Genomic DNA, 18,559 nt, shown 5'->3' on the forward strand with positions numbered 1-18,559 from the left:
AGCCGAGGTGCCAAGGCAGCCGACCAACGGTCGGCTCTACGCCCGGGGTGGGTCAGTCGTCGTCAACCGCCGGCAGCGCCGGCGCCGGCGCGGTATTCGCCCGGCGCTGTTCCTCATGCGTGCGGAACGCCTGGTGGATGTGCTTGCGCAGCTCGTCGTCGTTCCACGGCTTGGTCAGGAACCGGTAGATCGCGCCGCGGTTGATCGCATCGGTCACCGTGTTCAAATCGGTGTAGCCGGACAGCACCAGCCGGATCGTGTCCGGGTACAGCATCTTCACCCGGCCCAGGAACTCGGTGCCGCTCATGTCGCTCATGCGCTGGTCGGACAGGATCACCTGCACGTCGTTGATCGCCAGCAGGTCGAACGCATCGCGCACGTTGCCCGCGGCCAGGATCCGATAGCCATCACGGCGGAACAACCGCACCAGCGAGCGCAGCACGTTCTCCTCGTCGTCCAGCAGCAGCAGGGTACGGTCCGGGCGGGTCTCGGCGAAGGCTTCCGGGCGCAGGTAGCGGCGGCGCAGGGTCATGCCGGCCGCATCGGCCGACATCGGCTCGCCAAACAGATAGCCCTGGAACACATCGCAGTCGTTGCGGCGCAGGAAGCCCAGTTGCGCCTGCGATTCCACCCCGTTGGCGATCACCGTCATGCCCAGCTGATGGCCCATGGCGATGATCGCGCGGGCGATCGCCGCCTCGCGGTTGCCGGCCGGCGCGCTCTTGATGAAGCTGCGGTCGATCTTCAGCTTGTCCACCGGGTAGCGCACCAGCGCGCTCAGGCTGGAGTCGCCGGTGCCGAAGTTGTCCAGGCTCAGGCTGATGCCTTCGTTGCGCAGGTTGACCAGGGTTTCGTGCACGAAGTTGACGTTGTTGGTCAGCGCGCTTTCGTTGATCTCCAACGTCAGCATCTGCGCCGGCACCCCGGCGGCCTGCATCAACGACATCACCTCGGCGAAGAAGTTCGGGCGCAGCAGCTGCAGGGTGGACACGTTGACGGCGATGGTGAAGTCGTCAAAACCCTGGTCGCGCCACAGCCGCGCCTGCTTCAACGCACCTTCCAGTACCCACGTGCCGATCTGCACGATGATGCCCAACCGCTCGGCGGTGCGCATGAAGCGCTCGGGCACCAGCATGCCCAGGGTGGGCGATTGCCAGCGCAGCAGCGCTTCCATGCCCACCACGTGGCCATCGCGTGCGCTCACCAGCGGCTGGTAGCGCAGCTTCAACTCGCCGTTGGGGATCGCATCGACGATCTGCCGGGCGATGATGCTCTCGCTGTGTGCACTGGACGGCGTATCCACCGCGTGGATGCGCACCGCGTTGCCGCCTTCGCGCGCGGCCTGGTACAGCGCATCCTCGGCGTGGTCGAGCAGCCGCGAGGTATCGCTGGCATGTTCCGGGCACAGGCTGACGCCCAGCTTGCCGGTCATGAACAACGTGTACGGCAGCACCGACAGCGGCAGTTCCAGCTGCTGGCGGATCTCTTCGGCCAGGTCTTCGGGCAGGGGCATGTCCGCGCTGCGCGGCACCGCCAGCAGGAACTCATCGCTGCCATGCCGCCACAGCTTGCCGCGCCCGCGCAGGTGGTGCTGCAGGCGCTGGGCGACCAGCACCAGTGCCTGGTCGCCAACCTCCGCGCTCATGTTCTCGTTGACCGAAGCGAAATGGTCGATGTCCACATGCATCAGCATCAGCGGGGTGCCGCCGGAGGCGGCGTCGCTGACCATCGCCTGCAGCTCGGGATTGCCCGCGCCCAGGCGCGGCGGCGCATCCTCGATGCTGACCAGGGGCAGGGAAGGGTTCCACATGTTCAATGTTCCAATGTATCGGGAGTGGCCGCATCGCTGATGCGATACGGCAGGTACAGGTCGACCAGGGTGCCGGCGCCGTGCGCCGATTCGATGCGCAGGGTGCCGCCGACGCTCTGCGCGCGTTCGCGCATCACGATCAGCCCCAACCCACGCGGACCGTCCGGGTCGAAGCCTTCGCCATCGTCGCGTACCTGCAGGTGCAGGCCGTGGTCGTTCACGTCGTGCAGCTGCAGGCTTACCTGGCTGGCGCGGGCATGCCGCAGCACGTTGGTCAGGCTTTCCTGGGCGATGCGGAAGCAGGCCTGCTCGATATCGCCCTGCGGTCGCCGCGGCAGCGACTGGATGTCCGGCAGCAGTTCGATCGCCGCCGAGCGGAACAGCATGCCGGCCTGCCAGCGCAGCGCGGCCTCAAGGCCGAGCGCGTCCAGCTGCGGCGGGCGCAGCAGGGTGGAAATGTCGCGCAATTTGCCCACGGTGGCATCGGCCAGCTGGATGATCTGCTCCAGATCCTCGCCGCGGCGCGCCGGATCGGCTTCGTCCTGCGCGGCGTAGGCCGACAGCTTCATCGCGGTGATCGCCTGGCCGATGTCGTCGTGCAGGTCGCGCGAGATCGCGCGGCGCTCGTCTTCCTGCAGCGAGAACAGGCGTCCGGCCATGGCCTGCAGTTCGCGGTTGCTGGTCTCCAGCGCTTCGCGGATGCGCTCGGGCTCGCTCAGGTCGCGAACGATCAGCAGCTTGCAGTTGCGACCGCCATAGCGCACATCGCCCACCGCCAGCCCGGCCTGGAAGCGCTCACCGGCCAGCCGGCGCATGCCGATCACTTCCCCGGCGCCGGTGCTGGGCAGTGGGATGGCCGCGAACAGTTGCGCGCGCACCCGGGCCAGGTCTTCGGCGGCCACCAATGCGGCCAGCGGCTCGCCCAGCAGGGTGTGCTGGCCGTAACCGAACTGCGCGGCCGCGCAGGCGTTGGCATACAGCACGTGTTCGTCGGACAGGATCACCACGCCGTCAGGCAGTACCCGCACCAGCTCCCGGAACTGCTCCTCGCGCTCGCGCAGCAGGCGCCGCGACTGCTCGCGCTCGGTCACGTCCTGCAAGGTGCCCAGCACGCGCGGGCGGCCGGCGTCGTCGTGGCCGCTCTCGGCGCGCAGGTGCACCATCAGCGCGCGCCCGTCCATCGCCAACAGGGGCAGCAGTACGTCGATCTGCACCTGCTCGCCGCTCATGTCCTGCAGCAGCTGTTCGCTGAGCGCGGCGGTGGCCGGGTCGGCCGGCACCAGCAGTTCCTCGAAGCGGTGCCAGCGTCGGGCCTCCGGCGGGCGCCGGCCGAGCAGGTGGTAGACCTGGTTGGAGAAGCGGCCCAGCCCGGTCGCCGGATCGACTTCCCAGGCGCCGATCCTGGCCATCTCATGTGCTTCCTCCACCCGCGCCAGCGCCTGGTCGCGGCGGCGCAGCGCCTGGTCCTCGCTGGTGCGGTCGATGGCGATCAGCAGGCGCGCCCGGTGGCCGCCGTACTCGATGAAGGTGCTGCGCATCTCCATGCGCCGGCGGGCACCATCGCGCAGCTGCAGGTCGGCGGTGATCACGCACAGCTGCTCGGGCGCGGCGCGGATCTGTTCCAGCTTGGCCGCCAGCAGCGGCTCATCGCCGGTCGGCCACAGCGCGCTGATCGGCATCGCCGTGAACTCCTCGTGGCTCCAGCCGAACAGGCTGCTCGCGGCGGGGTTCACATCCAGGATCGCCAGCGAATCCAGGTCGTACACCAGAATCGGACCGGGGTTGCCCTGGAACATCTGCCGGTGACGGGTCTCCGAGCACTCCAGCCGGGAATGGGCATGCAGCACATGCTGGGCCAGCGGTCGCAGCAGCAGGTAGATCAGCGCCGCGCTGGTGATCACGAAGAACGCGCCCTTGGCGGTCTGCCAGCGGGCCGCCGAGGCCATGTCCCGGGCCAGCACCTGCACGGCGGCATCGCTGCACAGAATCCACACCAGGGCCAGCACCAGATAGCCCGCCACCACCCGCCAGCGGTCGCGGCGCAGGGCCTGGGCGAGCGGGCGTTCGGGCGTGGACGGGGAGGCTTGACCGGACGGGGGGACGGGCATGGACGGGGCAGGGACCGGATCGTGACGGGCGACCTGCATCTTAGTGGGTGTGGTCCGGTTTGGGGGCCGCACGCAGGGCGCCACTCAACTATCCGTAAAATCCGCCGCTAACGATTGCGTTCCCGGCTGTCGGGTGCGTTATCGGAGTCTTACCGCGTGGACCAAGGGATTATCGCGAGTCTGCTGCAGCACCCATTGGCCTCGGCCCTGGTCATCCTGGACCGGACCGGGCGTCCGCTGGCGGCCAACCCGGCGGCGCGCGAGCATGGGTTGCCGGCAACCGTGGCGGCCTACGGCGAGCTGCTTGAAGACCTGCGCCTGCTGGCCGCCGATGGCGGCCTGATTCCCTGCCAGCTGCCCGGCGGCCCCCGTGGCCGCTTCGATGGCTGGATGCGCGCGGTGCATGACCCGGACGGCAACCTGCTGGCCTTCACCCTGAGCGTGCCCGAGCCGGTGGACAGCTACGCCGGCAGCCGCTGGGAGCTGGCCCTGGACCACGCCGGCCACGGGTTGTGGGACTGGGACGTGCCCAGCGACGCGGTGACCCGCTCGCGGCGCTGGGACGGGCAACCGGTCCCGGCCGAAGATGTCACCCGCGGCGACGCGGCGGGCGCGTTGCTGGCCCCCATCCATGCTGACGACCAGCCGGCCGTGCGCGCGGCGCTGGATGCGCACCTGCGTGGCGAAGGCGAGGTCTACGCCGCCCAGTACCGGGTGCGGCACCCCGACGGCGACTGGCGCTGGGTGCTGGATCGCGGCCGGGTGGTCGCGCGCACGGCGGATGGCCAGCCGCTGCGCATGGTCGGCACCCATACCGACATCCAGGCGCAAAAACAGATGGAAGCGCTGCTGCTGGAACAGCAGGTGCACCTGCGCGAAGCCCAGCGCATCGCCAGCATGGGCAGCTGGTCGTGGGACCCGGGCAGCCGCCAGTTCTGGTGGTCGCCCGAGTTCCGCGCCCTGCTCGGGGTGGGGGATGATCCGCTGACCGGTCGTCGGCGCTGGCTGCGCCGCCTGGAACCGCGCTCACGCAGCCTGCTGCGCCACGCCTGGCGGCGCATGCTGCACGATGGCAAGCCGGCCACGCTGGAACTGGAACTGCCGCGCGAACGCGAAGGCGCCCTGCACCTGCGCCTGTGGATGCAACCGTTGCTGGGCGCTGATGGGCGCATCCAGCGCCTGCTTGGCCAGGTCCAGAACATCACCGAACAACACCAGACCGATGCGCTGATCCGCTGGCGTACCGAGCTGCTCAACCGCGTCTCCGCACTGGGCCGCATCGGCGGCTGCGAGATCGAGGTGACCACCCGGCACATGCAGTGGACCGAGGAGTGCTATCGCATCCATGGCCTGCGCAAGGAGCCAATCAGCCTGGACCAGGCGCTGGCGCTGTACAGCCAGGACTCGCGCGACGCCTTCGAGGCCGCGCTCGCCCGCATCGCCGACGGCGGCCTGCCCGAGCAGCTGGACCTGTGCTTCTACCGCCAGTCCGGGCTGCGCATCTGGGTGCAGGTGCTGATCGAGCTGGACCGGCGCGACGGCCTGCCGACCCGCTTCGTGGTGCTGTTCCGTGACATCACCCGCGAGCGCGAAGCCAACGAACGCATCGAACTGCTGGCCCACTACGACCTGCTGACCGGGCTGCCCAACCGCATGCTGCTGCGCGAGCAGACCGCCGATGCGATCGAGGAAGCCCGTGACCGTGGCGCGCCGCTGGCGATGCTGTTCATCGACCTGGATGGCTTCAAGACCATCAACGACACCTTCGGCCACGCCACCGGCGACGCACTGCTCAAGGCCGCGGCGTCGCGCCTGCACCAGAACCTGCGCAACGCCGATCTGTTCGGCCGTTTCAGCGGCGACGAGTTCATCGTGGTATTGCGCGACTTGGCCGAGCCGGAAGACGCCGGTCATGTGGCGCGCAAACTGATCGCCTCGCTGGCCGAACCGCTGCAGCGTGGCGAGACCACGCTCAAGGTCGGCGCCAGCGTCGGCATCGCCATGCTGGATGAAGGCCGCACCGATTTCGACTCACTGCTGCGCGCCGCCGACGCGGCGATGTACGCGGCCAAGGAAGCGGGCCGCAACACCTACCAGTACTACAGCCAGGATGCGTTGATGCGCATCCAGCGCAAGCTGGAAATCGAGCACGCGCTGCTGGGCGCGATCGAGCGCGAAGAATTCACCCTGGCCTACCAGCCGCTGCTGCATGCCGCGCACGACCAGCCGCCGGCGATCGAAGCGCTGCTGCGCTGGCACCGCCCCGGTATCGGCTACTGCAGCCCGGCCGAGTTCATCCCGATTGCTGAAAAGTGTGGGGAAATCGTGCGTATCGGCGACTGGGTGCTGGCCGAGGCCTGCCGCCAGGCGGCTGCCTGGGAGGCCGCCGGGCTGCAGTTCGATCGCGTCGCGGTGAACGTCTCGGCGGTGCAGCTGCGCGACCGCGGCTTTGCCGAACGCGTCATCGACATCTGCCATGCCCACGGCTGGCCGCCGCAGCGGCTGGAGCTGGAACTCACCGAGTCGGCCCTGATCCGCGACACCGACGTGCTGCGCCATTGCTTTGACGTGCTCGAACGCCACGGCGTACCGCTGGCGGTGGACGATTTCGGTACCGGCTTCTCCAACCTGCACTACCTCAACCGTTTCCCGGTCGGTCGCCTGAAGATCGACCGCAGCTTCGTCCAGGGCATGCTGCACGACACCGGCACTGCCGAAGTCACCCAGGCCATCGTCCATCTCGGCCACGCGCTGGGCATGAAGGTGGTGGCCGAAGGCGTGGAGACCGAGCAGGAAGAGGCGATGCTGCGTCGCCAGGGCTGCGACGAAATCCAGGGCTACCTGTACTCGCGCCCGCTGACCCCGCGCGACCTGGCGCAGTGGCTCAAGGCCGGCGGCGCCCAGATGGCCCCGCGCGAGGCCCTGGTGGCGCTGACCCACGCCGTCTGACCCAACGGGGGACGGCCATGCCTTGCCTCGCTGCGCTCACGCGCGGGCGCGGTGTTGCGCGGGGAATGCGTTGCCGAGCATGGCTCGGCACTACCGGTTTTGCGGTGTCTGTGGTGCATTGCCGAGCATGGCTCGGCACTACCGGGTGCACGATCCGCCCTCATCGGCGGCTGCCGAGCATGGCTCGGCACTACCGGGTGCGCGATCCGCCCTCATCGGCGGTAGAGCCGAGCCATGCTCGGCTGCTCTTGGTCAGCTTTCCCAACGCCAGGCAATGCCGGGTTTCAGGCCGGGTGCCGACCTGGGTAATGACAAACGCTTCGTATCGGGCAGGGGGCGAACGTGCCTGCTGCGCGGAGTGCGTTGCCGAGCATGGCTCGGCACTACCGGATTTGCGGTGTCTGTGGGGTGCGCTGCCGAGCATGGCTCGGCACTACCGGATTTGCGGTTCCTGTGGGGTGCGATGCCGAGCATGGCTCGGCACTACCGGGGGGCGCGATTGCATGGGTAGAGCCGAGCCATGCTCGGCTGCTCTCCGCTTACCGGTCGCGCGCGGCCTTGACGGCGGCCTCGCCACTCAACCCGAGATCCCAGGCCAGTCCGGCCAGCGCCGGGTCGACCGGGGCCGGCAGGGCGCTATCGGCCATGCCGTTGCGCTCGGCCAGCTGTCCCAGCTCTGCCTGCGCCAACTGCTCCAGCCGCCCGATCAGGGCGCGGCCCCGCAGCGGTTCGGCTACCGGGGCTCCCAGCACCACCGGGACCGCCGGGGCCACGGCACGCCCGGTCGGCGTACCGACCACGTCGGTCATGGCAGCGGGAGAAGGGGAGGCAGCGCTGGGGGAGGGAGTCAACGACATCGGGCGATCATCTGCAGCCAGGACGAGTGTTGGAAGCGCAACGGCCCCGGGGAAACCGGGGCCGTTGGTCGTGCCGGAACCGGCACGCGTCAAGTCGATCAGAACAGTTCGACCGCGCCGGCGGCCATGCTCTGCTGGGCCACGGCCTTGTGCGGCGGACGCTCCCACTCGCTGCGCATCTCGCGCAGGCGGCTGCCGGTGCGCTGCAGGGCGCTGACCACTTCCTCGTCGAACACGCCGCCATTACGGTGCAGCAGTTCCTGCAGGGCCACCGCTTCGCGGTTGATCGCAGTCAGGCGGTCCAGATGGGTATGCACGCCGCCCAGGGCCTGGGTGGCGATGTCCTCGAACTGCAGGGCGCGGACCGCTTCGGCCACGCTGCTGTCGATGGCACGGCCGCACTCGGAGATCTCGCGCATGCCGTCACCCAGCGACGCGTTGATCTGGGCCACGTTGTCCAGCATCTGCGCCGCTTCGTGGCGCGCTTCGCGGGAGCGGTCCATGTCACGCGAGGCCATGTTCGAGACCGTCTCGCGGACCTTGGCGATGGCGTCCTTGGAACTGTGCGCCAACTTGCGGATCTGCTCGTTGAAGGTGGTCGAACGCTCGGACAGGTTGCGCACCTCGTCGGCGACCACCGCAAAGCCGCGACCGGCTTCACCGGCACGTGCCGCCTCGATGGCTGCGTTCAGGGCCAGCAGGTTGGTCTGGTCGGCGATCGACTTGACGTCTTCGAGCAGCGCGAAGATGCCATCCAGGTGCTGGGCCATCTGATCGATGTGCTGCACGGTGTTGCTGCTCTGGCCGCTGACCTGTTCCAGCGCTTCCACCAGCTGCTCCATGCGATGGCTGGCATGCTGGGCGAAACGGGCCACGTCGACGCCGGCRCCACCGTCTTCACCGGCACGGTCGACGATCCGGGCCAATGCCTGGCTCTGCTGGCGCGATTTGCGGTTCATGGCGTCGAAGCTGCCACCCAGGCCGCTGACCGCATGGCGGATCAGGTCACGGGCGCGTTCGACTTCGCCGCGCGAGCCGTCCACTTCGTTGGCGACGAAGGAACGCAGCTCGGTCAGCAGCTGGTCCTGCTCGCGCAGGATGCGGGCATGCTCGGGGGAGCGCTGGGTCTGGGCCCGTGCGGTCCACCAGGCAAAGCCCAGCCAGCTGAGCGTCATCGTGGTCAGGATCGCCCAACGCAGGGCGACAGGCCAGTCGAAGCCGATGGCGAAAGGAAGGAGCAGGGTCAGGACCAGGGGGGCGGCCAGACGGATGAAGATGCGTGAGTACATGGACGTTCTCGGGAAGTGCACGGTTGAGGTATCGGCCGTACCCCCATTTGCTTTAGTGCTGCACTGCACATTCCCTCGAAAACGTTCGCCGCACCCGCACCCGGGGGTAGAGCCACCCCACGGGTGGCTGCACGCAGCCCGTCCCGTCGCCGTGAATCAGCGCAGCTGGCGGTCCACCGCCTCGATCATCACCTTGCGCGAAAACAGGAAGTCCCAGTACTGGCCGCCGGTCTGGCGCCACAGCACCGCCGAGCGCACCGCCGCCAGCAGCAGCGCGCGGATCTCGGCCACCACCCCGGCCTGGCCCAGGTAATGCGGGTTGCCCTGGACCATCACCCGCGGCTTGAGGTTGCTGATGGTGTCCGCGTACAGCCCGCCGAGGGCGGCCAGCACGTCCGGATGGGCACTGTCGCCCAGTTCGGTGGCCTGACGCTGGGCACGGGCAATCCCCTGGCTCACCGTCTCCACCACCGCATGCTCACGCACGAAACGGCGCTCCAGCTGCAGCACCGCCAGCGCCAGCCGTGGCAGCGACTCGTCCTGGCCCTGGTTGCGGAAGTAGTTGTGCAACAGGCGCAGGCCCGGGGCCACGTTGGACGGGCTGCCGTAGATGGCCTGCGGGCTGTCGGCATCGATGCGAAACACGCTGTCGATCGCGGTGCGCACCACCGCCGCCTCGGAATGGCCGGTTTCGGCGATGCGGCGCACCTGCTGCAGGGCCTGGGCGATGCCGGCCAGAGCAAGAACGCGGTCGTCGACGGAAAAACTCATGCAGCAGGTACCTCGAAGGGGGAAGGAACGGTCCGCAGGCGCTGTTCCAGCGGCGCATCGGTGGCGGCGATCACCGCGCCACCCAGGCAGACCTCATCGTCATACAACACCAGCGATTGACCGGGGGTGACGGCGCGCTGGGGCTGGGCGAACCGCACCAGCAGCGTGCCATCGTCGTTGACCTGCACCTCGCAGGCCTCGTCCGGCTGCCGGTAGCGGGTCTGCGCGGTGCAGCTGAAGCGGCGGGCGGGCGGGGCGCCGGCAATCCAGTGCGCGGTCTCCGAGTGCAGCCGGGTCGAGAGCAGCCACGGGCTGTCGCGGTCCTGGTCCACATACAGGATGTTGCTGGCCACATCCTTGCCCACCACGTACCAGGGCGCCGCCGGGCGGCCACGCACGCCGCCGATGTTCAGGCCCTCGCGCTGGCCCAGGGTGAAATAGAACACGCCGGGGTGTTCGGCGATCAGCGCGCCATCGGGATCGCGGATCTCACCGGTCTTGGCCGGCAGGTAACGGCCGAGGAACTCGCGGAAGTCGCGCTCGCCGATGAAGCAGATGCCGGTGGAATCCTTCTTGGCGTGCGTCGGCAGCCGCGCATCGCGGGCGATCCGGCGCAGGTCGTTCTTCTGCAGGTCGCCGATCGGAAACAGCGTGGCGCCCAGCTGCTCCTGCCCCAGCTGGTGCAGGAAATAGCTCTGGTCCTTGCTGCGGTCGGCGCCGCGCAGCAGCGCCCAACGCCCACCCACCTGTGCCACGCGGGCGTAGTGGCCGGTCGCGATGCGCTCGGCACCCAGCGCGCGGGCGGCATCCAGGAAGTGCTTGAACTTGACCTCGCGGTTGCACAGCACGTCCGGGTTGGGGGTGCGTCCGGCCGCGTATTCGGCCAGGAAGTGCTCGAACACGCCCTGCCAGTACTCGCTGGAGAAATCGCGGAAATGGAACGGGATGCCAAGCAGCCCGCAGACGGCCACCGCATCGCGGCGATCGTCCTCGGCGCGGCAGTCACCGCTGCCGTCGTCGGCCCAGTTCTGCATGAACAGCCCGGCCACCGGCTCGCCCTGCTGGACCAGCCGCCAGGCTGCCACCGACGAATCCACGCCGCCGGACACGCCCACCATCACCCGTGGGGTACTCATGCGGTCTCCCGCACGATCGACAGCGGGTGGCGCTGTCCGCCGAGGTAGTCGACGACCACCTCCCAGACCAGCGGGCTGCGCAGGCGTGCGTGCTCGGCCTGCAGTTCGGCCGGGCTCAGCCACACCGCGCGCAGGATCCCCTCGTCCAGCGGACGGGCCGGATCATGGCTGACCGGCTCGGCGGCATAGGCAAAACGCAGGAATGCGGTGCCGTCCGGGGCGGTCCACTGGTAGACGCCGATGAAGGCGCTCAGCCGCACCTGCCAGCCGGTCTCCTCCAGGGTTTCGCGCACCGCCGCGGCGGCCAGGCTTTCGCCCGGCTCGAGGTGGCCGGCCGGCTGGTTCAGCACGTCGCGGCCGTCGATGCGCTCTTCCACCAGCAACAGGTGCCCGTCACGCACCACCACGGTGGCAACGGTGACATGCGGCGTCCAGCGCGGGTGCTGCACGGCATTCACTCAGTATTCGTCCGTCTCGGTCAGTTCGTTTTCCATTGCATCGGCGGTACGCATGGCCGCATCGATGGCGTCGCTCAGCGCAGCGGCGCTGGCATTGGCGTCCACCTTGACCACGAACATGGCCAGCTGGTCCTGCTTCACCCAGCCGCCCAGCTTGGCGTCCTGCGAGTCTTCCAGCAGGCGGTTGGCCACCGCAGCCGGGAACTGCTTGCCCGGCGAGTTATAGCCCGGAGACCAGATCTCGCGGATCTTCTGGGTGCCGAATTCTTCCACCGTCGAGCGGACGAACACCAGTTGGGTGCGGTCATCGCCGGCGTCGAAGACCAGCTTGTAGTCGCCGTCCTCGTCGATCTCGTAGGGGTAGTCCAGCTGCTTGAGCACCCGGCCGACGGCCTTGTCGGCTTCGGCTGCGTGCGCGCCAAACACCGTGGCGGTCAACAACAGCGCGGTGACGATCCTTTTCATGAAATCCCTGTGAATGTGGAGATGGATAGGGGGATTGTGAAGGGCCACAGGGGCAACGTCCATTCCCGCTATAATGGACCGATGCCACGAGAGCCTTCCCAAGAACCCCACCACGATCACGGCGTCATGCTGGAACCGGCCCGGCCGGAGGTGGCACCGCCGCCGTTCTACCAGGTGATGCTGTTGAATGACGACTACACCCCGATGGATTTCGTGGTGACCGTCCTGCAGAGCTTCTTCGCCATGGACCTGGACAAGGCCACCCAGGTGATGCTCCACGTACACACCCGCGGTCGCGGCGTGTGCGGGGTGTTCACCCGTGAGGTCGCCGAGTCGAAGGTCGCCCAGGTCAACGAATTCTCGCGCATGAACCAGCATCCGCTGCTGTGCACGATGGAAAAGACCAGCGGCTAACCGCTCGCCTCGGCCAGCCGCTGCACAGCCATGGCCGCCACGGCCAGATTCACCGGCGCGGCACCCCCATCGGCCAGGAACCACACCGCCGAGAGCCCGGCGCTGGCCGCGATCCAACGCAGCAGGCGCGGGCGCTCCAGCCCGGCCCGTGCGCAGACCTGTTGCAGCCGCTGCTCGAACACGGCCTCGTCAGTGGCCACGTGGATGCCCGGTCCGCACACATCCGGGTTGGTGAACAGCACCGTGTAGTCGAAGGCACGGTCGCCCTGGACCCGTTTCGGGTCGATCGCCAGCCAGCCGCGTGCGCCAAAATCCAGCACGTTGTCGTGATGCAGGTCGCCATGCAGCGGCCTCGCCTCGATCTGTGCCTCCAGCGCCGTCATCGCCAATGATCTGCACTGTTCCAGCAGTGGCGACAGCGCGATCGGCGGCGTCAGCAGATCGCTGAACCACCGGTTCAAGTCCAGCAGCCCGTCCGGCGGCGCGCCCCGGGGCCGATGCAGGCGTTCCAGCACCCCGCACAGGATCGCGGTGGCTTGCGCATCCCGGCCCTGGATCGACATGTCGCGCAGGCAATCACCCGGCACGGCCCGCTCCATCAGCAGCGCCGGGCCGTCGTGCGCCAGCACGCGCGCGGCCCCGTCGCCGTCCCACCAGCGCAGCAGCCGGTGGCCGTTGCGCTCCTCGGCATCCGTGCTCACCTTCAACATGGCGGCGCTGCCGTCGGGGAGGCGGACCGGGTACAGTTGGCCGCGCGGCGTGGTGATGACATCGCCATCACGGGCGAGCTGCCATGTCGTGAGGTGGGTTCGGGCATGATGGAGTCGCTGGAATGGCCTGGGGAATCGGTGAGCGGTGGTCGGACTGCTAACGCCGTCTGAACGCACCGATCCGCTAGGGTGATGGAAATTGCGCAGCAAGGCCGCATATTGTTTCCACCTGCCGCCGGAGTAGAACATGTTCAGTAAAGACCTCGAACACACCATCGGTCAGTGCTACAAGCGCGCCCGTGAGGCCCGGCATGAGTTCATGACGGTGGAACACCTGCTGCTGGCACTGCTCGACAACCCGTCCGCCCAAGCCGTGCTCAAGGCCTGCGGGGCGGACGCCGAACGCCTGCGCCAGGAGCTGGAGCAGGCCATCGAGGCCTCGGTCTCGCGCCTGGCCGAAGACGACGGCCGCGATACCCAGCCCACGCTGGGCTTCCAGCGCGTGCTGCAGCGGGCCGTGTACCACGTGCAGTCCTCGGGCAAGAAGGAGGTCACCGGCGCCAACGTGCTGGTCGCCATCTTCGGCGAGAAGGACTCCCACGCGGTGTATTACCTCAACCAGCAGGACGTGACCCGGCTGGATATCGTCAATTACCTGTCCCATGGCATCGCCAAGCTGGGCGAGGACGGCGAAGTGCCGCCGGCCGCCGACGGTGAAGGGCGTGCCGAGGGTGGCGAAGGCGAGGGCAAGGGCGACGCGCTGGCCGAGTTCGCCAGCAACCTCAACGAAGCGGCCCGCAATGGCCGGATCGACCCGCTGGTCGGCCGCAGCGATGAGATCGAGCGGACCATCCAGGTGCTGTGCCGCCGCCGCAAGAACAACCCGCTCTACGTGGGCGAAGCCGGCGTGGGCAAGACCGCCATCGCCGAAGGCCTGGCCAAGCGTATCGTCGAAGGCTCGGTGCCCGATGTGCTGGCCGATGCCATCATCTACTCGCTCGACCTGGGCGCGCTGGTGGCCGGCACCAAGTACCGCGGCGATTTCGAGAAGCGCCTCAAGGGCGTGCTCACCGCGCTGAAGAAGATGCCCAATGCGGTGCTGTTCATCGATGAGATCCACACCATCATCGGTGCCGGCTCGGCCTCGGGCGGCACCATGGACGCCTCCAACCTGATCAAGCCGGCGCTGGCGTCGGGCGAGCTGCGCTGCATCGGCTCGACCACCTTCCAGGAATACCGCGGCATCTTCGAGAAGGACCGCGCGCTGGCGCGGCGCTTCCAGAAGATCGATATCGTCGAGCCCACCGTGGGCGAAACCTACGAGATCCTGCAGGGCCTCAAGCCCCGCTACGAAGCGCACCACGGCGTGACCTACGCCGATGACGCGCTGCAGGCGGCGGTGGACCTGTCGGTGAAGCATATCGGCGACCGGCTGCTGCCGGACAAGGCGATCGACGTGATCGACGAGGCCGGTGCGCGCCAGCGGCTGCTGCCCGAGGGCGAGCGCAAGGAACTGATCGACATCGAGGAGATCGAGACCATCGTCGCCAAGATGGCGCGGATTCCGGCCAAGCAGGTCAGTGCCACCGACAAGGACGTGCTCCAGCATCTGGAGCGCAACCTCAAGATGGTGATCTTCGGCCAGGATCCGGCCATCGAGACCCTGTCCTCGGCGATCAAGCTGGCCCGCTCGGGCCTGGCCAACCCGGAAAAGCCGATCGGCAACTTCCTGTTCGCCGGCCCCACCGGTGTCGGCAAGACCGAAGTGACCAAGCAGCTTGCGCTGCAGCTGGGCATCGAGCTGGTCCGCTTCGACATGAGCGAGTACATGGAGCCGCACTCGATCAGTCGGTTGATCGGTGCGCCCCCGGGCTATGTCGGCTTCGACCAGGGCGGCCTGCTTACCGAAAAGATCGTCAAGACCCCGCACTGCGTGCTGCTGCTGGACGAGGTGGAAAAAGCCCACCCGGACATCTTCAACATCCTGCTGCAGGTCATGGACCGTGGCGTGCTCACCGATACCAACGGGCGCGAAGCCAACTTCAAGAACGTGGTGCTGGTGATGACCACCAACGCCGGCGCGGCCCAGGCCTCGCGACGTTCGATCGGCTTCACCCGCCAGGACCATGCCACCGACGCGATGGAGATCCTGCGCAAGAGCTTCACGCCGGAATTCCGCAACCGCCTCGATGCGGTGGTGCAGTTCCAGCCACTGGGCTTCGAGCACATCCTGCGGGTGGTGGACAAGTTCCTGATCGAGCTGGAAATGCTGTTGCAGGAAAAGCACGTCAGCCTGTCGGCGACCCCGACCGCGCGCGACTGGCTGGCCCGCCACGGCTTCGACCCGCTGATGGGCGCCCGCCCGATGGCGCGCGTGATCCAGGACAAGGTCAAGCGCCCGCTGGCCGACGAGTTGCTGTTCGGCAAGCTGGTCAACGGTGGCCGGGTGAGCATCGATGTCCGCGACGACGCGTTGTTCGTGGAAGCCCAGGCCGAGCCGGAACGGCGTCTGCCTGCCACGGTGGAGTGATCGCCGGGTAACGTGGATGCAGTCGTTGAAAAAGCCCCGAAAGGGGCTTTTTCATTGCCAGCCATCACGTGCTCAGCGTCGCGCCCGTGCGCGCGTGGCGAACTCCTTGGCCGTGATCGACTCCACATCGCTTATGCCGCACTTCTGCGATTTGGTGCGCAGGCTGCTGATGCCGCCGCTGCACAGCTCGCCGGCCCGGTCGGGGGTGACGAATTCCAGCTTGGGCGACAGCGCGGCGCTGTTGCAGCTGTTGTTGAAACGCACGATGTAGTGCTGGTCGCCGTTGCGCAGCAGCACGTCGCGATCGGCATTGGCACGCACGATCTGCTGATCGGCGCTCAGGGTGACGCACGCGCTCGCAGCGGCGGCGGGCTCGGCGGCGTTGGCCGCAACGGCGGAGCAGGCGGCAAGGAGCAGGCTCAGCAGGGACAGGGTCTTCATGGCGGGGGCCGACAGTGGCGATCCGGAGTGGACCGGGACCAGAGTGGCGCGGGCTGCGCCATTGCGAATCTGCAGCAAGGCAGCCTGACCGATGTCAGGGTGCACAGGGTAAGGGTGTCGCCCGGCAGGGGTGTGCACTTTTTCGCGCCCACGCAAAAAGACCAGCACCTGGCTGGCCTTCTGCGTCTCCCGAAGGGAAGTCGCCCGAACCGCTTATTTCATGCGGTAGGTGATGCGACCCTTGGTCAGGTCGYAGGGCGTCATTTCGACCTTGACACGGTCGCCCGTCAGGATGCGGATGTAGTTCTTGCGCATGCGGCCGGAGATGTGGGCGATGATTTCATGCCCATTTTCCAGTCGTACGCGGAAAGTGGTGTTCGGCAGCGTCTCGCTGACGGTGCCTTCGAACTCGATGGAGTCGTCTTTCGACATGTAGTCCTGTGCAGTTCTGTAAACGGCCGAGCTGGCCTTAAGAGCGGGCATTTTACGCGCCTTCGCCCGTTCATGCAAAGTTTGCGTTAAACGCTTGGGTTTACTGGGCATTCACCCGTTACGCGTGGGTCAGGCATCGGTCAGCCCGGTCGGCAGGCATCAAGGCCCCGGTAGTGCCGACCGTTGGCCGATGCCGCATCAGGCCCGGCCCGCAAGCAGGGCCGCATCCATGTCACCAAACCGCTCCGTCCACAGTCCCGCCGGCGCCTCCAGCTGCACCTGTTGGCGCACCAGCGTCAAAAACCGCGCGCGTGACCAGTGCTCGGCGCCCATGCTCAGCAGGTGATCGTTCTCCACCTGCGCGTCGATCAGCGGCCACCCCCACTGCGCCAGGCGATGGGCCAACGCCGCCAGCGCTACTTTTGAGCCGCCACTGGCCGCACTGAACATGCTTTCGCCGAAGAACATCCGGCCAATCGCCACGCCGTAGATGCCACCCACCAATCGGCCTGCATCGAAGACCTCCACCGAATGCGCGTGGCCCATCCGATGCAGGGCGATATACGCCTGCTGCATGGGAACGGTGATCCAGGTGCCGTCCTGGCCCGGTCGCGGACTGGCGGCGCAGGCGGCGATCACCTCGGCGAAGCGGGTGTCCGCGCGCACCGTCCACGGACTGTTGCGCAGGCTACGGCGGAAGCGCGAGGACAGGCGCACCCCGTCGGTGCGGAACACCATGCGGGGGTCCGGCGACCACCACAGCAGCGGCTGGCCCTCGGAGAACCAGGGGAAGATGCCGTTGGCGTACGCATTGAGCAGGCGCACCGGGGACAGGTCGCCACCGACCGCGAGCAGTCCGTCCGGATCACGCAGCGCGGTCTCGGCGGGCGGGAAGGGGGCATCCGGGCGGGCGCCCAGCCCCCAGGGCAACGGCCGGCTCATGCCGGGTCCGCAGCTTTGAAGGGGCTGTGCTCGGCCAGTGCCACTGCATAGCGCGCCACGTCCTCGCGCTCACTCGCGCACCAGCCGCTCAGCGCGCCGGCGAAGGCCGGCTCGGCCACCCAGTGGCGGCTGCGCACGATCTGCGGCAGGAAACCGCGCGCCAGCTTGTGCTCGCCCTGCGCGCCGGGTTCGAAACGGGTCAGGCCCTCGCGCAGGCAGTATTCGATCCCCTGGTAGTAGCAGGTCTCGAAATGCAGGCCAGGCAGCGTGGCGCCGCCCCAATAGCGGCCGTACAGCGTGTCGGCGCCGCGCAGGCACAGCGCGCCTGCGACCGGGGCGCCGTCCAGCTGGGCCAGGAACATCACCAGCTGGCGCGGCATCGAGGCTGCCAGATGGCGCAGGAACGGCAGGGTCAAGGCAGGCGAGTTGCCGTACTCGGCGAAGGTCTGCAGATAGAACCCATGCATGGCGAGCAGGTCATCTTCGCTGGCTTCATCCCCATGCACGATCCGATAAGTGACCCCGCTGCGTGCCAGCTTGCTGCGTTCCTGGCGGATGTTCTTGCGGCGCTTGTGGTCCATGGCGGCCAGGAAATCGTCGAAATCGCGCCAGTCGCCCGGGTTGTGCCACTGGAACTGGATGTCCTCGCGGAGCATCCAGCCCGGCCCGAATGCCGCATCTTCCTCGGCGCGGTGGAAATTGACGTGCGCCGACGACCAGCCGATGCGATCGACCTCGGCACGCAGCGCCTCGGCCAGTGCTGCGCGATCGACGTCGTCATGCGCCAGCAGGCGCGGCCCGGTCACCGGCGAGTACGGCACCGCACCCAGCCATTTGGGGAAGTAGTCCAGCCCGTGCCGCGCGTAGGCGTTGGCCCAGGCATGGTCGAACACGAACTCGCCGTGCGAGTTGTCCTTCAGGTAACCGGGCATCGCTGCGACCAGGGTGTCGCCGTCCCACAGGGTGAAGTGGCGCGGTCGCCAGCCCCATTCCGGGCGCAGGCAGCCGTGCGCTTCCAGCCCGGCCAGGAAGGCATGGCTGACGAACGGGTTGCTGCCGTCGTGCAGGGCGTCCCAGTCGGCGGCGGGGACGTCGGAGAGGCGATGGAGGAAGCGTGGATCAGGCATGGGGAGAGGATAGGGCAGGGCGATGGGGAATGGGGATTGAGAGCTTGAGCTGATCCATTCCACATGTGCCATCAAAACGGTGTTGCCGGAACACTGTGAAGGGTGCATTCGGGCGCATTC

16 protein-coding genes are annotated in these 18,559 nt (G+C 67.9%); 3 read left to right on the top strand and 13 right to left on the bottom strand.

The window, feature by feature from the left end; translation table 11 throughout:
• Positions 1–52 precede the first annotated feature (52 nt).
• Entirely contained in the window at positions 53–1,810 is a 1,758-nt protein-coding gene (locus tag AC1DR7_RS16050) for an EAL domain-containing protein (protein ID WP_256776695.1), read from the bottom strand.
• Positions 1,811–1,812: 2 nt separating this feature from the next.
• On the bottom strand, positions 1,813–3,918 hold the full coding sequence (locus tag AC1DR7_RS16055; protein WP_478051578.1) for a sensor histidine kinase: 2,106 nt from the start codon (positions 3,916–3,918) through the stop codon (positions 1,813–1,815).
• Positions 3,919–4,074: 156 nt separating this feature from the next.
• Between AC1DR7_RS16055 and AC1DR7_RS16060 the strand changes: the two genes are divergently transcribed.
• Positions 4,075–6,867, top strand: coding sequence for a bifunctional diguanylate cyclase/phosphodiesterase (locus AC1DR7_RS16060; RefSeq protein WP_457318603.1), 2,793 nt, complete (start codon positions 4,075–4,077; stop codon positions 6,865–6,867).
• 539 nt (positions 6,868–7,406) lie between these two features.
• Here the strand turns inward: AC1DR7_RS16060 and AC1DR7_RS16065 are convergent.
• The 6 genes from AC1DR7_RS16065 to AC1DR7_RS16090 all read right to left on the bottom strand — a co-directional run bounded on the left by AC1DR7_RS16065 (position 7,407) and on the right by AC1DR7_RS16090 (position 11,843).
• Positions 7,407–7,724 (bottom strand): hypothetical protein, encoded by a 318-nt coding sequence (locus AC1DR7_RS16065; protein ID WP_457318602.1) that lies wholly within the window; start codon positions 7,722–7,724, stop codon positions 7,407–7,409.
• Between the two features lie 98 nt (positions 7,725–7,822).
• Entirely contained in the window at positions 7,823–9,013 is a 1,191-nt protein-coding gene (locus AC1DR7_RS16070) for a methyl-accepting chemotaxis protein (RefSeq protein WP_256776699.1), read from the bottom strand.
• Between the two features lie 156 nt (positions 9,014–9,169).
• Positions 9,170–9,784, bottom strand: a complete 615-nt coding sequence (gene hflD / locus AC1DR7_RS16075; RefSeq protein ID WP_457318601.1) for a high frequency lysogenization protein HflD — start codon at positions 9,782–9,784, stop codon at positions 9,170–9,172.
• Positions 9,781–10,920: a tRNA 2-thiouridine(34) synthase MnmA gene (gene mnmA / locus AC1DR7_RS16080; protein ID WP_256776701.1), complete on the bottom strand. Its 1,140-nt coding sequence runs from the start codon at positions 10,918–10,920 to the stop codon at positions 9,781–9,783. Before mnmA ends, hflD begins: the two co-directional genes overlap by 4 nt.
• Positions 10,917–11,378 (bottom strand): NUDIX hydrolase, encoded by a 462-nt coding sequence (locus AC1DR7_RS16085; protein ID WP_478052904.1) that lies wholly within the window; start codon positions 11,376–11,378, stop codon positions 10,917–10,919. The genes mnmA and AC1DR7_RS16085 overlap by 4 nt, the downstream gene beginning before the upstream one ends.
• Complete coding sequence (locus tag AC1DR7_RS16090; protein ID WP_256776703.1) at positions 11,379–11,843, bottom strand: hypothetical protein; 465 nt, start codon at positions 11,841–11,843, stop codon at positions 11,379–11,381.
• A gap of 81 nt (positions 11,844–11,924) precedes the next feature.
• Between AC1DR7_RS16090 and clpS the strand changes: the two genes are divergently transcribed.
• On the top strand, positions 11,925–12,257 hold the full coding sequence (gene clpS, locus AC1DR7_RS16095) for an ATP-dependent Clp protease adapter ClpS (protein WP_256776704.1): 333 nt from the start codon (positions 11,925–11,927) through the stop codon (positions 12,255–12,257).
• Here the strand turns inward: clpS and AC1DR7_RS16100 are convergent.
• Entirely contained in the window at positions 12,254–13,216 is a 963-nt protein-coding gene (locus tag AC1DR7_RS16100; protein ID WP_478051759.1) for an aminoglycoside phosphotransferase family protein, read from the bottom strand. The two genes, clpS and AC1DR7_RS16100, sit on opposite strands and share 4 nt — an antisense overlap.
• On the opposite strand from AC1DR7_RS16100, the gene clpA reads away from it, so the two are divergent.
• Positions 13,215–15,497, top strand: coding sequence for an ATP-dependent Clp protease ATP-binding subunit ClpA (gene clpA, locus AC1DR7_RS16105; RefSeq protein WP_256776706.1), 2,283 nt, complete (start codon positions 13,215–13,217; stop codon positions 15,495–15,497). The genes AC1DR7_RS16100 and clpA overlap by 2 nt on opposite strands.
• A 72-nt stretch (positions 15,498–15,569) precedes the next feature.
• On the opposite strand, the gene AC1DR7_RS16110 is transcribed toward clpA, so the two are convergent.
• The 4 genes from AC1DR7_RS16110 to AC1DR7_RS16125 all read right to left on the bottom strand — a co-directional run bounded on the left by AC1DR7_RS16110 (position 15,570) and on the right by AC1DR7_RS16125 (position 18,439).
• Positions 15,570–15,938: a hypothetical protein gene (locus AC1DR7_RS16110; RefSeq protein WP_256776707.1), complete on the bottom strand. Its 369-nt coding sequence runs from the start codon at positions 15,936–15,938 to the stop codon at positions 15,570–15,572.
• A 213-nt stretch (positions 15,939–16,151) separates the two neighbouring features.
• Positions 16,152–16,370, bottom strand: coding sequence for a translation initiation factor IF-1 (gene infA, locus AC1DR7_RS16115; RefSeq protein ID WP_478076556.1), 219 nt, complete (start codon positions 16,368–16,370; stop codon positions 16,152–16,154).
• Between the two features lie 198 nt (positions 16,371–16,568).
• On the bottom strand, positions 16,569–17,312 hold the full coding sequence (gene aat / locus AC1DR7_RS16120) for a leucyl/phenylalanyl-tRNA--protein transferase (RefSeq protein ID WP_478051758.1): 744 nt from the start codon (positions 17,310–17,312) through the stop codon (positions 16,569–16,571).
• Positions 17,309–18,439 (bottom strand): GNAT family N-acetyltransferase, encoded by a 1,131-nt coding sequence (locus AC1DR7_RS16125; protein ID WP_256776709.1) that lies wholly within the window; start codon positions 18,437–18,439, stop codon positions 17,309–17,311. Before AC1DR7_RS16125 ends, aat begins: the two co-directional genes overlap by 4 nt.
• Between the last annotated feature and the right edge of the window lie 120 nt (positions 18,440–18,559).

The sequence above is a fragment of the Stenotrophomonas sp. P5_A9 genome (genome assembly GCF_056400525.1).

Excerpts from the sequence above, each read along its gene's own strand:
- clpS (WP_256776704.1), top strand. The coding sequence starts at position 11,925 with ATGCCACGAGAGCCTTCCCAAGAACCCCACCACGATCACGGCGTCATG.
- AC1DR7_RS16100 (WP_478051759.1), bottom strand. The coding sequence starts at position 13,216 with ATGTTCTACTCCGGCGGCAGGTGGAAACAATATGCGGCCTTGCTGCGC.
- AC1DR7_RS16125 (WP_256776709.1), bottom strand. The coding sequence starts at position 18,439 with ATGCCTGATCCACGCTTCCTCCATCGCCTCTCCGACGTCCCCGCCGCC.
- hflD (WP_457318601.1), bottom strand. The coding sequence starts at position 9,784 with ATGAGTTTTTCCGTCGACGACCGCGTTCTTGCTCTGGCCGGCATCGCC.
- AC1DR7_RS16090 (WP_256776703.1), bottom strand. The coding sequence starts at position 11,843 with ATGAAAAGGATCGTCACCGCGCTGTTGTTGACCGCCACGGTGTTTGGC.
- AC1DR7_RS16055 (WP_478051578.1), bottom strand. The coding sequence starts at position 3,918 with ATGCCCGTCCCCCCGTCCGGTCAAGCCTCCCCGTCCACGCCCGAACGC.
- clpA (WP_256776706.1), top strand. The coding sequence starts at position 13,215 with ATGTTCAGTAAAGACCTCGAACACACCATCGGTCAGTGCTACAAGCGC.
- AC1DR7_RS16065 (WP_457318602.1), bottom strand. The coding sequence starts at position 7,724 with ATGTCGTTGACTCCCTCCCCCAGCGCTGCCTCCCCTTCTCCCGCTGCC.
- mnmA (WP_256776701.1), bottom strand. The coding sequence starts at position 10,920 with ATGAGTACCCCACGGGTGATGGTGGGCGTGTCCGGCGGCGTGGATTCG.
- AC1DR7_RS16050 (WP_256776695.1), bottom strand. The coding sequence starts at position 1,810 with ATGTGGAACCCTTCCCTGCCCCTGGTCAGCATCGAGGATGCGCCGCCG.
- AC1DR7_RS16110 (WP_256776707.1), bottom strand. The coding sequence starts at position 15,938 with ATGAAGACCCTGTCCCTGCTGAGCCTGCTCCTTGCCGCCTGCTCCGCC.
- aat (WP_478051758.1), bottom strand. The coding sequence starts at position 17,312 with ATGAGCCGGCCGTTGCCCTGGGGGCTGGGCGCCCGCCCGGATGCCCCC.